12 protein-coding genes are annotated in these 15,486 nt (G+C 67.1%); 3 read left to right on the plus strand and 9 right to left on the minus strand.

What is annotated here, in order from left to right:
* Positions 1–199: 199 nt before the first annotated feature.
* From QF047_RS19010 to lysS, 3 genes are all read right to left on the minus strand, one after another.
* Positions 200–535: an Lsr2 family protein gene (locus QF047_RS19010; RefSeq protein ID WP_307280272.1), complete on the minus strand. Its 336-nt coding sequence runs from the start codon at positions 533–535 to the stop codon at positions 200–202.
* Between the two features lie 134 nt (positions 536–669).
* Positions 670–846, minus strand: a complete 177-nt coding sequence (locus QF047_RS19015; RefSeq protein ID WP_306637649.1) for a hypothetical protein — start codon at positions 844–846, stop codon at positions 670–672.
* Positions 847–848: 2 nt separating this feature from the next.
* On the minus strand, positions 849–2,387 hold the full coding sequence (lysS, locus tag QF047_RS19020) for a lysine--tRNA ligase (protein ID WP_306637648.1): 1,539 nt from the start codon (positions 2,385–2,387) through the stop codon (positions 849–851).
* Positions 2,388–2,455: 68 nt separating this feature from the next.
* Here lysS and QF047_RS19025 point away from each other — a divergent pair, with 68 nt between their 5' ends.
* Complete coding sequence (locus QF047_RS19025; RefSeq protein WP_307280277.1) at positions 2,456–3,310, plus strand: alpha/beta fold hydrolase; 855 nt, start codon at positions 2,456–2,458, stop codon at positions 3,308–3,310.
* On the opposite strand, the gene atzF is transcribed toward QF047_RS19025, so the two are convergent.
* From atzF to QF047_RS19050, 5 genes are read right to left on the minus strand one after another with little or no spacing between them, the layout of a single operon-like run.
* On the minus strand, positions 3,307–5,151 hold the full coding sequence (gene atzF, locus QF047_RS19030; RefSeq protein WP_307280280.1) for an allophanate hydrolase: 1,845 nt from the start codon (positions 5,149–5,151) through the stop codon (positions 3,307–3,309). The two genes, QF047_RS19025 and atzF, sit on opposite strands and share 4 nt — an antisense overlap.
* Entirely contained in the window at positions 5,148–8,891 is a 3,744-nt protein-coding gene (gene uca, locus QF047_RS19035; RefSeq protein ID WP_307282077.1) for an urea carboxylase, read from the minus strand. Before uca ends, atzF begins: the two co-directional genes overlap by 4 nt.
* 11 nt (positions 8,892–8,902) lie before the next feature.
* Entirely contained in the window at positions 8,903–9,580 is a 678-nt protein-coding gene (locus QF047_RS19040; protein ID WP_307280283.1) for an urea amidolyase associated protein UAAP2, read from the minus strand.
* Entirely contained in the window at positions 9,577–10,455 is an 879-nt protein-coding gene (locus tag QF047_RS19045) for an urea amidolyase associated protein UAAP1 (protein ID WP_307280286.1), read from the minus strand. The genes QF047_RS19040 and QF047_RS19045 overlap by 4 nt, the downstream gene beginning before the upstream one ends.
* Before the next feature lie 54 nt (positions 10,456–10,509).
* Positions 10,510–12,012: an amino acid permease gene (locus QF047_RS19050; protein ID WP_306637643.1), complete on the minus strand. Its 1,503-nt coding sequence runs from the start codon at positions 12,010–12,012 to the stop codon at positions 10,510–10,512.
* 221 nt (positions 12,013–12,233) lie between these two features.
* Between QF047_RS19050 and QF047_RS19055 the strand changes: the two genes are divergently transcribed.
* On the plus strand, positions 12,234–12,905 hold the full coding sequence (locus tag QF047_RS19055) for a TetR/AcrR family transcriptional regulator (protein ID WP_306637642.1): 672 nt from the start codon (positions 12,234–12,236) through the stop codon (positions 12,903–12,905).
* A gap of 91 nt (positions 12,906–12,996) precedes the next feature.
* Positions 12,997–13,833 carry an alpha/beta fold hydrolase gene (locus QF047_RS19060; protein ID WP_306637641.1) on the plus strand — a complete coding sequence of 279 codons (837 nt, stop codon included), beginning with the start codon at positions 12,997–12,999 and terminating at the stop codon, positions 13,831–13,833.
* A 107-nt stretch (positions 13,834–13,940) separates the two neighbouring features.
* Here QF047_RS19060 and QF047_RS19065 read toward each other — a convergent pair whose 3' ends face one another.
* On the minus strand, positions 13,941–15,416 hold the full coding sequence (locus tag QF047_RS19065) for a DHA2 family efflux MFS transporter permease subunit (RefSeq protein WP_307280292.1): 1,476 nt from the start codon (positions 15,414–15,416) through the stop codon (positions 13,941–13,943).
* Positions 15,417–15,486: the final 70 nt, after the last annotated feature.

Consider the following 15,486-nt stretch of genomic DNA (forward strand, 5'->3'; position numbering starts at 1 on the left):
AACAGCTCGCTGCGGCGGGCCTCCTGCGGCGCGTTCCGGCCCGGGGCTCAGGCGTCCCTGCAGCGGCCAAGGACTAATTGCGGTGGTCCGCCGCAATTCCGGTTGCAGCGCGGAGGACCAGGCGAGCGGGGAGCAGGGCACAAAAAAGCCCTGCCTCCCGAAGCGGGAAGCAGGGCTTATTACCGGGTTCTTGCCGGAACTAGGAATTTGCCTTTTGGTAGGCTTCCTGGATTTCGGCCTGAATTCGGCCACGGCTGTTAACCGTATAGCCGTTTTCACGCGCCCATTGGCGAATCTGGGCCGAATCGTGGCTGCGGCCGCCGCCCGACGGTTTGGTTCGGGCAGTCCGGCCGCTGCCGCCGGAAGCCTTCCGCGCTGCGCCGATAAACCGTTCCAATGAGGAACGGAGTTCAGCGGCATTGGCCGCCGAAAGATCAATCTCATAACTGGCCCCGTCGAGGCCGAACTTAACATTCTCGTCTGCGGATCCCCCATCCAGATCATCAACGAGGATGATGTTTACTTTCTGTGCCATTTAAAGTCTTCCTCTTGGAAAGGGTTCGATTTTCAGAAAAGCAGGATGTTTCCTAAAAAGTATGACTCTTTTTATGGCAACGCGTCAAAGCGCCAAATGGTTCCTGGGGATAAAGGCAGAAAGTCCGGGGTTTATCAATTCGATTCCGGTTGCGGCCGCTCCGCCGGTGACGCGGCCCGCGCCTCGGCTTCTTCCTGTGCCCGCGCCTCTGCCTGGCGTTCTGACTTGTCCGCATTAAAGATTGCCTTCATGGCGAACCAGAAGAGCAAACCCACCACCAGCGAGGGAAGGAGGACGGCTACGTATTCCATGGTCAGTGCCCCTCAGGCTTGAGCAGCGGGAAGAGGATTGTTTCGCGGATGCCCGCGCCGGTGAACAGCATTACCAGCCGGTCGATCCCGAGGCCAATGCCACCCATGGGAGGGGCACCGTATTCAAGGGCGCGCAGGAAGTCCTCGTCCAGCTGCATCGCTTCATCATCGCCCGCTGCGGCGTGGCGGGACTGCTCGGTGAGCCGCTCGCGCTGAATAACGGGGTCGATCAGTTCGGAGAATGCGGTGCCGCGCTCCATGCCGCCGATAATGAGGTCCCAGGCCTCGATCAGCCTGCCGTCCTCGCGGTGCGGGCGGGCCAGCGGCTGGGCGGAGGGCGGGTAGTCATAGACGAAAGTGGGGTTCAGCAGCGTGGGCTCGACAATTTCGCCGAAGAGCTCCACCACCAGCTTCTCGGCGTCCCACTTGGGGTCAACCTTGACTTCGTGCTTGTCCGCAATTCCGCGCAGCACCTCCACCGAGGTGTCCGGCGTGATCTCCTGCCCAACGGCGTCGGACAGTCCGGGGTATACGGACACCCAGGCCCAGTCGCCGTCGAGGTTGATCTCCCCTGCTTCGGTCTGCAGGACGCGGCCGGCGCCCACGGCATCGGCGGCGTCGAGAATGATCTCCTTGATGCGCTCGGCCATTACAAACTGGTCCGCCCACGCTTCGTAGCTCTCGAGCGTGGTGAACTCCGGGCTGTGGGTGGAGTCCACGCCTTCATTGCGGAACACCCGGCCCATGTCGTAGACGCGGTCAATGCCGCCCACCACGGCACGCTTGAGGTAAAGCTCCGTAGCGATGCGCAGGGTCATCTTCTGGTCGAAGGCGTTCATGTGGGTCTCGAACGGCCGCGCCAGCGCGCCGCCGTGGACCAGCTGCAGGATGGGGGTCTCCACCTCAACGTAGTTGTGCCGGAAGAGCGTCTCGCGGATGGAGCGTGTGATGGCCGCGCGGGTGTAGACCATTTCGCGGGCTTCGTCGCGGACCATCAGGTCCACGTAGCGCTGGCGGACGCGGGTCTCCTCATTCAGTTCCGCATGCAGCACCGGCAGCGGGCGGAGGGCCTTGGAGGCCATGGACCAGGAGTCGGCCATGATGGACAATTCGCCGCGGCGGGAGGAAATGACTTCGCCCCGGATGAACACGTGGTCGCCAAGGTCAACCAGGGCTTTCCAGTCGGCGAGGGCTTCCTCGCCGATGTTGGCAAGGCTGAGCATGGCCTGCAGGCGGGTGCCCTTGCCGTCCGTGCCGCCCTCCTGGAGCGTGGCGAAGCACAGCTTTCCGGTGTTGCGGACGAACACAACGCGGCCAGTGACGCCCACGACGTCGCCCGTGGTGTCGTCCGCCTGGAGGTGGGCGTACTTTTCGCGGATCTCCGCGAGGGAGTGCGTGCGCTCCACACCCACCGGGTACGCCTCAATGCCGCGCTCGATCAGTTTGGCGCGCTTCTCCATGCGGATCCGCATCTGTTCGCTGGCATCCAGCGGCTCCGGGGCGTTCTTGGGCGAGGGGGTGTTTTGGGAAGTCACAATCATCAAGTTTACCGGGCATCGGGCCGCACTGGCTGCGCAGCCTCCCAGCTTGCCCTGCCTAGGATGGGGTGGTGAAAGAACAGGTACTTTCAACGCACGACGGCGGCCGGCTGGCTTTGTACAGCTACGGTACCCGGAATGCGCCGGGAGAACGCCGGGTGGTGCTGATCGGCGGAGCGTTCCTCACCGCCCTGATCTACCGGCCGTTTTCGACTGCGCTGGCAAAGGGACTGGGTGAGGGCTGGGCCGTGGACGTTTACGACCGGCGCGGCCGCGGCAGCTCCTCCAAACAACCGGCAGATTACTCGATGGCCACCGAGATCGAAGACGTCCGCACCGTCCTGGACGCCACCGGGGCGAGAAACATCCTGGGCCACAGCCTGGGCGGATCGATGGCACTCAATGCCGTGCAGGAGTTCACCGGAACCCCCTACGTCCCGGGCAAGCTCGCAGTGTACGACGCCGCCGTGAACATCGACGGCAGCATCGACACTGGATGGCTGGACGGCTTTGAGGACGCCGTGAACAAGGGCAAGGTGGGGCACGCCCTGGCCCACATGAAGAAGGCCACAAAACCGGGATCCGCCATGGCAAAGATTCCGGAGCCGGTCCTCGCCGGGCTGATGGCCGTGCTGTCCCGCACCAAGGTGAACAGGATGTTCCAGGAGGTGATGCCCAGCGGTGTGGGCGAACTCCGGGCCGCCTACAACGAGGCGGACCATGCCAGGGACTTCAGCGTTCTCCCTGCCAACACGCACTTCATGGCGGGCGGCAAGAGTCCCAGCTATTACAAGGCAACGGCTGAGCGGCTGCACGCCGCAGTCCCCGGCAGCACCTATGAGCTCTCCCCCAAATGCTTCCACGGTTCCATCCCGGCGGCCGTAGGCGAACTGGTCACCGACATCTCCGACTACTTCAAGGGCTAGTTTCCCCGGTTGAACCCGGCCAAGGCAGCATTCCCCAGGTTCTGCCACAGGCTCTTCGGCTGACCCAGGTAGTCCTTGGCTGCCAGCCAATCGCCGTAGCGGGTGATGTCCTCCCCCTCCGCAGCAGCCACGGCATCGCAGGCGAACCCCACCGCCCTGGAACCGTCGGCAAGTTCGATGGAGCCGAGCAGCATGGGCTCGGGGAGGGCAGCCAGGAACCGCCCCAGCCCTGCCTCGGACACAAGCCACCGTTCACCCGCCAGCTCCGCGCCGTCGTCGTCCGAACGGTAGACCCCCGGCTTGGGCGGCACGGTGTCGAGGGAGACCATGCGGTAGCGGGCCGCGGTCCGGACGGGGCCCTCCCAGGCCGCACCCAGTTCCTCGAGCTGCGGAGCCAGCGGCTGCCCTTTGCGGTGGGCGCCCACCACCACCAGCGGTACAGCGGTTGCGCCTGCTGCCAGGGGCCACGGAGCGGACGACGACGGCCCGGCAGCGGCAAGCGCGGCCAGCCGTGCCGCCCCCTCGGCGAAAAGCGCCGGCGCGTCCGGGGTTGCCTCCAGGAGGCGGGCGATGTCAGCGGCGACGGCGTCTTCGAAAGTGCGGGCCACCACTGTCAGCCCGAACTGGGCACCATCCACTTCGCCGGCCGGCACCGCCACAGCGCACAGGTCGAACAGGTTGCAGAAGTTCGTGTAGGTGCCCATCAGGGAGTTCACGCCCACCGGATCCGCGGCCACTTCGGCAAGGGTGGGGTGGAACGGGGCCGTGGGGATCAGCAGGGCGTCGAAGCCCTCCAGTTCGGCCATCGCCTGCTCCTTGAGCGCCTCGAGCCGGGCCGTATCGGCGACGTACCGGTGGGCGGGCACTATGCCCGCCGCCCGGATGATGCGCGCCACCGTGGGGTCGATGCCCGCCTGGCTGTCCACGCCGCCGTCGTACCTCTCCAGGAAATCCCCGACGGCGGCGTAACGCTCCGCCACCAGAGCGCCGTCGTACAGCAGCCGGGCAGCATCGAGGAAGGCATCGAATTCGATGGCCTGGAGGTCCACGCCCAATGCCTTGAGCCGGTCAACGTTGCGGTGGAATTCGGCGGCCCACGCCTCCGGAAGTGCCGGCAGGGCTGCCGGGTAGGCCACCCGCGGCTTTTCCGGCGCTGCCAGCCGGATGTCCGCGGGCCATTCCCGCGCTCCTCCCGCCATCACGCCCATGGCCAGCTCGGCGGTGGAGAGGTGGCGGGCGAAAATCGTGACGGCGTCCCAGGACCGGCAGGCCGGGACCACGCCGGCTGTGGACACAACATCCAGCGTCGGTTTGATCCCCACGATGCCCTGCAGCCCGGCCGGGACGCGGCCTGAACCAGCCGTGTCCGTCCCGATGGCGATGTCCACGAGGCCAAGGGCAACGGCAACCGCAGATCCGGAGCTGGAGCCGCCGGAGATGAAGTCCGGGCGGCGGGCATCACGGACCGCGCCGTGCGGGCTGCGCGTGCCCACCAGCCCGGTGGCGAACTGGTCCAGGTTGGTGGCACCCAGGACCAGGGCTCCGGCGGTCCGGAGCCGGGCCACCGCTTCTGCATCCTTTTCCGGCAGGTAGGCGAAGCCGGGGCACGCCGCCGTCGTCGGTATTCCTGCCACGTCAACGTTGTTTTTGACGGCGAGCAGGAGTCCGGCGAGCGGCTTGCCGGCGCCGGCAGCCACTGCCGTATCGATGGCGGCGGCTTCGGCCAGCAATTCATCCTCCCCGCGAAGGGTGATCCAGATTTCCGGGCGGTCGATGGTTTCCAGGGCGGCGAGGGCCGCGTGAACGCGCTTTGTGGCAGCCCCGGTAATTACGTTGTTCATACTGCTGCCTCTTCCAGTTCCGGGGCATCCACTTCCGCGGGCTCCAGATCATTGCTGCCAAGGACTACCACTGCCTCGCCGGCAACCACCTGGGAGCCGGCAACCGGCAGGACCCGCAGCACCACGCCGTCACAGGGCGCTTCCAGGACAGTTTCCATCTTCATTGCTTCCAGGGACACCAGCGGCTGGCCCTTGACCACCCGGTCGCCTTCCGCCACATCGACCTTCCAGACGCTCGCCGCGAAGGGCGCGGCCACGAGCGACCCACCCTCCGGAACGTCCACCTCGTCCACCACCGGTGACACGACGGCGGCCAGCGCGTCGGCACGGTCAAACTCGCCGGCGTCGGCCCATGCCTGCCGTTCAACGGCGAACGCTGCGCCCTGCTTTTCCCGGAACGCCGCGATGGACTCGCGGTTTTCCTCAAGGAACACTTCGTGCTCGGCCAGCGAGAAGGTGCCGTCCTCGATGTCCACCCCGCGGCCCCTTCCGGCCGCCATGTCGGCCCGCAGGTCCAGGAGTTCCTCGGGGCTGACGGGATACCAGGAGATCCGGTCGAAGAAGCGGAGCAGCCAGGGCGAGCCGGGCTCGAACGGCGCCGAGTCGGCGTAGCGCGACCACACCTGGGTTGTGCGGCCGACGAACTGGTAGCCGCCGGGTCCTTCCATGCCGTAGATGCACATATAGGCTCCGCCGATGCCTACCGCGTTCTCCGGCGTCCAGGTACGGGCCGGATTGTACTTGGTGGTGACCAGGCGGTGGCGGGGGTCCAGCGGGGTTGCCACCGGGGCGCCAAGGTAAACGTCGCCCAGGCCCAGGACCAGGTATTCGGCGTCAAAGACAGTGTCGAACACGTCGTTCACGGAGTCCAGGCCGTTGATCCGGCGGATGAATTCGATGTTCCAGGGGCACCACGGGGCGTCGTCGCGGACACCGGCCATGTAGCGTTCGATCGCTTCACGGGTGGCGGGATCGTCCCAGGACAGCGGCAGCCGGACGGTGCGGCTGGGAACCACCAGCTCAGAGCTCGCCGGCAGTGCAGCTTCGATTTCCTGGACGAGGCCCAGCAGGCGCTTGGTGGTCAACACCGACGGGTCCACCTTGATCTGCAGCGAGCGGATCCCCGGGGTGAGGTCAACGACCCCGGGCACGCGGAGCTGTTCGATGTGCTGGTGCAGGGCGTGCACCCGGGCGCGGAGCCCGAGGTCCAGCACCATCTCGCCGTATTCCACCAGCAGGTTGTCGTCACCGGAGCGGCGGTAGGTGACTGCCGGCCGCCCGGGACCTTCCGGCACCCGGCCCAGCACGCCGTCGTCGCCATCGCCCCGGGCCGTACCGAGGCCGGACGCGGAGGTCACAGCGGAGGTCACGGCTGAGATGCCACCGGACCACGCGGCGTCGCCGGGCAGGACAAGCTGCCGGCCGGGGCCAAGGTCCTTCGCCGACGGCGCCTGGCTGACCCGGATGGGAACGAACCGGACCTTGTCCCCCGGCCGGAGCTGGCCGAGCTTCCAGCGGTCGGCAGTCACCACGGTGACCGGGCAGACAAACCCGCCCAGGCTGGGGCCGTCTGGTCCAAGCAGGATGGGAGTATCACCGGTAAAGTCCAGCGCTCCCACGGAGTAGGCAGTGTCGTGGATGTTGGATGGGTGCAGGCCGGCCTCGCCACCGTCCGTCCGGGCCCAGCGCGGCTTGGGGCCAATCAGCCGGACACCGGTGCGGGCGGAGTTGAAGTGGACTTCGTACTCCGTGGCGTACAGCTCTTCGATGTCTTCGCGCTGGAAGAACTCCGGGGCGCCGTGCGGGCCTTCCGCCACGGAAAGTTCCCAGGCCGAGGTCAGGGCCGGGCGGCTGTCCAGCGGGACCGCTGCGCTCAACGCCTTGCCGGCAGCCCGGGTGGCCGGGGCCACTGCCCGCAGCACGTCACCGGCACGCAGGACCCGCCCGGCATGGCCGCCGAACTGGCCCAGGGCGAAGGTGGAGGCGCTGCCCAGGTACTGCGGTATGTCCAGGCCGCCCTCGAAGAGGATGTAGCCGCGGAGGCCCTTGCTGCCGGCCGTGCCGACGTCGAGCGTTCCTCCCGCGGGGAGCGTGACGGGAGCCCAGGTGGGCACCTCCGTCCCGTCAACCGTCACCGTGACTTCCGCGCCGGTGACGCAGACGGTGGTGGTGTGGGTGAAGGTCAGGCTGGGGCCGGTCATGGTGAATTCCAGGCCGGGAGCACCTTCCGGGTTGCCGAGGGCAGTGTTGCCGAGGCGGAAGGAAAGATCGTCCATGGGCCCACTCGGGGGTACACCGATCTGCCACAGTCCTGTGCGGCCGGGCCAGTCCTGGACGCTGGTCTGCAGGCCGGGGCGCCCCACGGTGATGCGCGGCTCCGGGTCGCCCACGTTGTCCAGCGTGCTGGTGGAGTGCTGGACGCTGCGGACCACGCCGAGGCCGGTGGCGGCGCGGAGCATCCCAAGGTTGGTTTCGATCCCGTCGATCCGGGTGCCGGCGAGCGCGGCGGCCAGCCGGTCGAGGGCTTCGGTGCGGTTCGCGCCGGAGGTGATGATCTTGCCCAGGAGGGGATCGTAGTTGGTGGAGACTTCGGTTCCGGTTTCGGCCCAGGCGTCCACGCGGACATCTTCGGTGGACGGGTAAACGGCGTTGGTCACGGTGCCGGCGCTGGGCTGGAAGCCGCGGGCGGGGTCCTCGGCGTAGACGCGGGCTTCCACGGCGTGCCCCGAGACTGGCAGGCTGTCCGGCACTCCGTCGAGGACTGATGCAGCTTCGCTTCCGCCCTGGGCCAGGCGCAGCATCCACTCCACCAGGTCCACGCCGGTGACGGCTTCGGTGACGGGGTGCTCCACCTGGAGCCGGGCGTTGACCTCCAGGAAGGAAGCCTCGCGGCGGGTGGAGTCGTAGACGAATTCGACGGTGCCGGCGGAGCGGTAGTTGAGGGAGGCGCAGAGGGCGCGGGAGCTGCGGTGGAGTTCTTCGCGCAGTTCGTCCGGCAGGTCCGGGGCGGGTGCCTCTTCGAGGACTTTCTGGTGGCGGCGCTGCAGCGAGCAGTCCCGGTCGCCGAGGCTGACCACCCGGCCTTCGCCGTCGCCGAAGATCTGGACCTCAACGTGGCGGGCGTTCTCGACGTACCGTTCGGCGAAGACACCGGCGGTGCCGAAGCTGGCTCCGGCCAGGCGGGCCACGCGGGGAAAGCTGTCCACGAGTTCGGCCTCGCTGCGGCATACCGTCATGCCAATACCGCCGCCACCGCCGGTGGCCTTGAGCATCAGCGGGAACCCGATCGCGGTGCTGGCCGCAACGGCGTCGTCCACGTCCTCAAGCAGCCCGGAACCGGCGATCATCGGCACGCCGGCTGCCCGGGCGGCGTCGCGCGCTGTGTGCTTGGTGCCGAAGATGCGCAGCTGCTCGGCGGTGGGTCCCACAAAGACGAGCCCGGCCGCTTCCACGGCCTCGGCAAAGGCGGCGTCCTCGGACAGGAAGCCGTAGCCGGGGTGGATGGCGCCGGATCCGGTGGACTTGGCAGCCTCGAGCAGCGCATCCACGCGAAGGTAGGACTCCTTGGCCGGCGCGGGTCCCAGGAGCACCGCTTCATCTGCCAGCCGGACGTGCTTGGCGCCCCTGTCCGCTTCCGAGAACACGGCAACCGTGCGGAGTCCCAGCTTCCGGGCGGATTCGATGATGCGGCAGGCGATCTCGCCGCGGTTGGCGATCAGGAGGGTGTCGAAGGTGTTCAGGTTCTTGTTGTTCACAGTGCAGCCTCCGGCCGGGTGACGATCATGCGGACGGGGGTGGGGTTGAAGCCGTTGCAGGGGTTGTTGATCTGGGGGCAGTTGGAGACCAGCACCAGGGTGTCCACCTCGGCCCGCAGGGCCACCCGCTTGCCGGGAGCGGACAGGCCGTCCACGATTCCCAGGGCACCGTCCGGATCAACGGGAACGTTCATGAACCAGTTGATGTTGGACACCAGGTCCCGCTTGCCCAGGCCCCAGCGCGAGCCCTCGATCAGGAAGTTCTCCACGCAGGCGTGCTGTTCCCGGGTGTGCTGGCCGTAGCGGAGGGTGTTGGATTCCTGCGAGCAGGCGCCACCGATGGTGTCGTGGACCCCTACCTCGTCCGCGATGACGGTCATCAGGGGCACCCCGGTGTCCGCCCTCAGCACGGAGCCCGTCGTGAGGACGATTGACTGCTGCCGCGCGAGGGTGACGGCGGCGGAGTAGCGCACGGCGGTGTCCCCCGCGGCGTACAGCAGGCAGTCCACGGCCTGGTTGCCTTCGAGGTCCACGATGGTCAGCACATCGCCGGCGGCCACGACGGCGGACCAGGGGCCGCGGGCCTCGACGAACTCGTCAAGCACCACGTCGCCGGGTGCGAGGGCGATGTCGCGGGCTGCCGCGATGGTTTCAGTGTGGATGGCGGTGTTCATCGGACGTTCCTCGCGGTCAGGTCGTGGTCGGTGTTGCGCAGTGCCTGCTGGTGTTCGGGCGACAGTGGGCCGGTGAGGCTGCCGGCTTCGAGCGCTGCCAGGTCCTGCGGGGCGTGCCAGGCAACGATGTCCACTGCGGTGCCGGTGAAATCCGGGCGTGGGTCCAGCGGGTGTGAGGTGTTGGCAAGGACCAGCACGGCATCCATCTGGAGGAGAAGTTCGACGGCGGCACCCGGCCCGGCGCTCCCCGTGAAGGTGATGCTTCCGGCAGGGTCCACGGTGATGCCCTTGAAGAGGGAGAGGGACGGGGCGACATCACGCGGGCCCAGGCCGTTCTTGAGCGCTCCGAGGCTGAGCAGTTCGCGGGCGGCGGGAGACGCACTGTGGGCGGTTCCGGCACCATACTTTGCCGTGTTGCCCTCAAGGGAGGTGGCGCCGGTCAGGGCGTCGTGGCGGGAGGACGTATCGGCGGCGATCGTGGCCATCAGGCGGCCGGCGTCGGAAAGCAATGGGTGGCCGGTGGTGGGGTAGGCCTGCCAGGGGACCTTGACGGTGTCAGCCACGTTGAGGCGCTCGTGGAGCGCTCCGGCGCGGTAGAGGAGGGCGTGCACGCAGGCATCGCCGGACGCGTCGGTGAGCCTGATCCGGGTGCCGCGGGCCAGGGCCAGCGTGGTGTAGCGGCCGAAGGCCAGGGATTCGGCCCAAGTGAGCTTGCCCATGGCGCCGTCGCTGAGGCCGGCGGTCAGGTGTGCCGGGGCGGAGGCGGCCGGCACGTACCGCATGGTGTCGACGGTCCTGCCGTGCTGCTCCCTGGCGTGGGCACGGGCGCCTGCGGTAGTCGCTGTACCTGCTGGGCGATCGGTTACTTGTGTCATGTCAATCCTGTAGTCGTTTAAGGCGTGCGTTACTGAAGGCTGTTATGCGATGGCTCAGGCCTTGGTTGCCAGGTTCCGGCGCCGGACCCAGACTCCGAGGAGCAGGACCACTGCCACCATGAGCGGTGCGGAGTAGAGCAGGACGGGGTTTTCGCCGCTGGGGTCGTAAACCTCGGGCCGCGGCCAAGCGAGGTTGACCACCATCACGGCTCCGTAGAGGACGGCCAGGATGTTGACGGGCAGGCCCCAGCGTCCGAGGGAAAAGAGTCCCGCCGGAAGGGTCTGCCCCACCTGGTTCCAGTCGCCGCGGAGGCGGTTGAGGAGCTGGGGCACGGTCACCAGGAGGTAGGCGAGGTAGACCATCACGATGCAGACGCTGCAGAGGGTGGTGAACAGGGCCGCGTTGCCCACGTTGATGGCGAGTACCCCAACGGCAAGGGCGCCGATGACAATCGAGGGCCACATGGGCGTTCCGCGGGTGGGGTGGACGGAGGACAGCAGTGCCGAGGCGGGGAGTTTGCCGTCGCGGGCCATGGAGAAGACCAGACGTGAACCGGCGGTCTGGATGGCCAGGGTGCACACGAAGATGGCGATGGCTACATCCACCAGCAGGACCTTGCCCCAGAAGGTGCCCAGGACGGCGGTGAGGACGTAGGGCAGACCTTCGGTGGCGAGCCGGCCGTCGTCGAGGCTGGGTGCGGCCATCAGGGCGGTGATGATCATCAGCGCGCCGCCGATTCCGGAGATGAGCAGGGCGGAGAGGATGGTGCGGGGAGCGGTCCGGCGCGGGTCCTTGGTTTCTTCGGAGAGTTCACCGGCGGAGTTGAAGCCCACCATGACGTAAGCGGCCATCAGCCCGGAGACCAGGAATGCTCCCACGGAGCCGAGCTCGGAATTCTGGAGCACGGTGGTGTCCGCAACAACGTCCGGTCCGCGCTGGGCGGCGCTGATGAGGGCCAGGATGACGGCTGCGACTCCGACGATTTCACAGGTGACGCCCACCGAGTTCACGTGGGCCATGAGCTTGACGCCTAATGAGTTGATGATGGTGGTGGCCACCAGGAGGACGGCACCCAGGATCACCGCGTTGGCAGCTCCCGTCACCGTGTTGAGCGCGGGGTCTCCGCCCACGAGCTGGAAGCCGTCCCACAGCTGGGGCAGCACCACCTGCAGGGCGATGGCGGCGGCCGCGGCCGTGACCACCTGGGCGATCGCCATGAACCAGCCGGCAAACCAGCCCACGCCCTCGCCGCCAACCCGCCGCGCCCACTGGTACACGGCTCCGGACAACGGATAGCGGGCAGCGAGTTCGGCGAAGTTCAGGGCCACGAGGAGCTGGCCCACCAGCACTACCGGCCAGGTCCAGAAGAAGGCCGGTCCCGCGAAGGAGTAGCCGAAGGCGAACAGCTGGAAGATGGTGGTGAGGATGGAGACGAAGGAAAAGCCGGCGGCAAAGGAAGCGTAGCGGCCCAGTTTCCGGTGGAGGGTGGGCTCGTAGCCAAGGGACGTCAAATCTGCATCGTCCGTGTGGACGGTGGGAAGAACGGTTGAGGTCATCGGATTCTCCGGGGGCTGGAACGGCGAGGGGGCCGGCGGTAATGCAGCCCTCGGCCGATGGCTGCGGAATACCGGTCAATTGATAGTTTTCCAGCGCGATGTCCCCAAACAGTTTCACCCCTGTAAAAGGCGCATAGACATCTTGTTTCCGGTGCATTTCCGTCCCCTCACCGTTCCCGCGGCGCTCAAATGCGCTCTAACGATGGTGCAAGAATGAAGCGGTGACTTCAGCCGGACCGGGACGCCCTCGCAGCCAACAACCCTCCAGGCCAGGGGCCACCGCCCGGGAGGAGATCCTGGATGCGGCTGCTGAACTCTTCACCACCCAAGGGTTCGCCAACACCTCAACCCGCTCCATCGCCGATTCCGTGGGGATCAGGCAGTCCTCGCTGTACCACCACTTCAAGACCAAGGACGACATCCTCGAGGACCTCCTTGAGGGCACCGTGTCCGGCGGGCTGGCGTTCGCCCGGGCAGTGGCTGCCCTGCCCGTAAGGGAAGTTCCGGCTGGGAGCCGCCTTCACGCCGTCGCCCTTTATGACGGAACGCAATTGTGCAGTGCCCGTTGGAACCTCGGCGTCCTGTACCACCTGCCCGAGGCGCGCAGCGGGCGCTTCGAACGGTTCCTGGCCGACCGGCAGGAGCTGCGCAATGTGTACGGGGAGCTCGGCCGGGCCCTGTCCCCTGCGGGCACTGCGGCCGCTATTGGAGCCAACCCGGGGGACCTGGCTTTCCGCCTGGTCGAATCCCTGATCAATCTGCGGGCAGACGGCTTGGCCACCTCGGCCTCTCCGCTGCAGGCCGCGGATGCCGGGCTCATTCTTTGCGGGCTGGGTACTGAGCTGCCGGCGATCCGGGAGCAGAGCGCGGCGCTCATCCAACGCCTCGGCTGACGGGCACACTCACTGTCCCTGCTCGCTACTGCCCGGGCAGCCCGTAGTGTCCATGGTGCCCGCGTTCAGGTTGCTCGGCTAGGCTCGGAACATGACGCGCGAGAACATCAGGACCCCCGACGGCGGCACTCTGGAGCTCTTTTCCACCGGTACGGAACTGGCTTCCGCCGGTTCAGGCGTAGTGGTTGTCCCGCCGTCCCTGGTGACGGCCGCGGATTACACCAAGTTCGCGCAGAAGCTCAGCGCCGCCCTGGGCCGCCCGGTGCACACGTTCAACCGCCGCGGCCGTGGCTCGTCATCCCCGCAGCCGGAGGATTACACCCTGGACGTGGACATCCGCGACCTCGACACCGTCATGAAGCACACCTCAAGCACGGATGTCTTCGGGCACAGCTTCGGCGGGGCCGTTGCGCTCCACGCGGCACGGACCCTGCCGGTGGAACGGCTCGCCGTCTACGATCCCGCGGTTTCCGTAAACCACAGCGTTAAGGCGGACTGGACTACCGAATACGAGCGCGCCATTGCGGCCGGGGACGACGACCGCGCCCTCGCCGTCCTGCAGCGCGGACTCGAAGCCGGCGGCGCCTTCTCGTCCAGGATGCCGCTCGCCATGCTGACCCTGGCCAACAAGCTCACCGCCGGCACGTCAGAGGGCAAGCAGCAGCGCGAACTGATGCGCACCGGTGTTCGTGAGATCAAGGCGATCATCGCCGCGGACATGCCGGCAGAGCCGTTCCTGGAACTGCCGCTGGAAACACTGATCGTGGTGGGCGAAAAGAGCCCGGCGTACTTCGGGGTGGCATGCGGCCAGATCCACGACGTCCTCTCCGGCTCCAGCTACACCATCCTGCCCGGCTTCGGCCACGACGGCGTCATCAAGGCTCCGGACAAGCTGATCAAGGAACTCGCGGACTTCTACGCCGGCTGACCCGTCCCCCGGTGCTTGAGCCTGTCTAATTCTCTGGTTGAGCCCGTCGACCCGGTGGTTGAGCCCGTCGAAACCCAAGGGCCTCGACAGGCTCGATCACCCAAAGCCTAGTGGCCCCCGTGACCCGGCCCGGCACCTTCGGTTTTGCGCATCATGGCGGAGAGTACGACGGCGGCGAAGGCTATGACAGTCGCTGTCAGGAAGGCCGCGCTCATCCCCGCAACGAGGCCGGAGGCCGCAGAGACCACTGCGAAGATGGACACCAGCAGCGCCGTGCCCGCAGCCCCGGCGACCTGCTGGGTGGTGCTCATGATCGCGGAGCCGTGCGAGTAAAGGTGGGGCGGAAGCGGGTTCAGGCCGGTGGTGAACGCCGGGGTGAACAGCAGGGCCAGGCCGAAACTCAGCCCCACGTGAAGTGTGATGATCCACGCGACGGACGTGCCGGCGTCGAGCATTGAAAACTGCCAGAGGGTCACCACCATCAGGACTGAACCGGTGACGGTGAGTGGCAGCGGTCCAACCTTGTCGAACAACCGGCCGATCACGGGGCCCAGCAGGCCCATCGCCAGGCCGCCGGGCAGCAGCGCGAGACCTGTCTCCAAGGAGCCCAGGCCGCGCACTTCCTGCAGGTACAAGGGCAGCAGGATGACGCCGCCGAACAGGGCCATCATGGCCACCACCATCAGCAGGACCGAGACGGTGAACATTCGGATATTGAAGGCGCGGAGGTCCAGCAGCGGAGCGTCGGCCTTCTGCAGGCGGACCTGCCGAAGGACAAAGACGGTGAGGCTGGCGACGCCGATCACCAGTGCGGCGATCGCGGGAACACTCGGACCGGCCTGGCCGCCGTGGCCTCCGCCGATCTGGCTCAGTCCGTAGACCAGGCCGCCGAAAGCCGGGACTGTGAGGATCACGGAAAGGGCGTCAAGCTTGGCCTTCTCCGTCTCGCCCACGTTGGTCAGGTACTTGGCACCGATGGCAAGGGCCGCGAGGGCGACCGGGAGGACGAACACAAACATGAACCGCCAGGTGAAGTGCTCAAGGATCAGCCCGGAAACCGTGGGGCCCATGGCGGGTGCCACGGAAATCGCGATGCTGACGTTGCCCATCACGGCGCCGCGCTTGGCCAGCGGAACCAGCGTGAGGATGGTGGTCATCAGCAGGGGCAGCATGATGGCGGTCCCGCCGGCCTGGACAATGCGTGCCAGCAGCAGGACCTCGAAGCCCGGAGCCACTGCGGCAAGTGCGGTGCCGCCTGCGAAAAGACCCATGGCGAGCATAAATACTGCGCGGGTGGACAGGGTCTGCAGGATGAAGCCGGTGGTGGGAATGACCACGGCCATGGTGAGCATAAATCCGGTGGAGAGCCACTGGACGGTGGGTGCGTCCACCTGGAGGTCCACCATGAGCCGCTGCAGGGCGACGTTCATGATGGTCTCATTGAGGATCACCACAAAGGTCGCCACCAGCAGCGTGCTGATGACTGTCACCGATTCGCGGGACATCTTCTCCGTCGCGGCGGGCTTGGTCCCTTCGGTTTGGACGGGCTTGCCGCTGGGGTTCGGAGAGACTTCGGTAGACATGGGTGTTCCCTCAGGGAGTTGTTTGAAAGGTGCGCGATCGGCGTCGCTGCAGACTCCAACACTCTACCGG

It is taken from the genome of Arthrobacter sp. W4I7, assembly GCF_030816215.1.
Taxonomy (GTDB): Bacteria; Actinomycetota; Actinomycetes; order Actinomycetales; family Micrococcaceae; genus Arthrobacter; species Arthrobacter siccitolerans_A.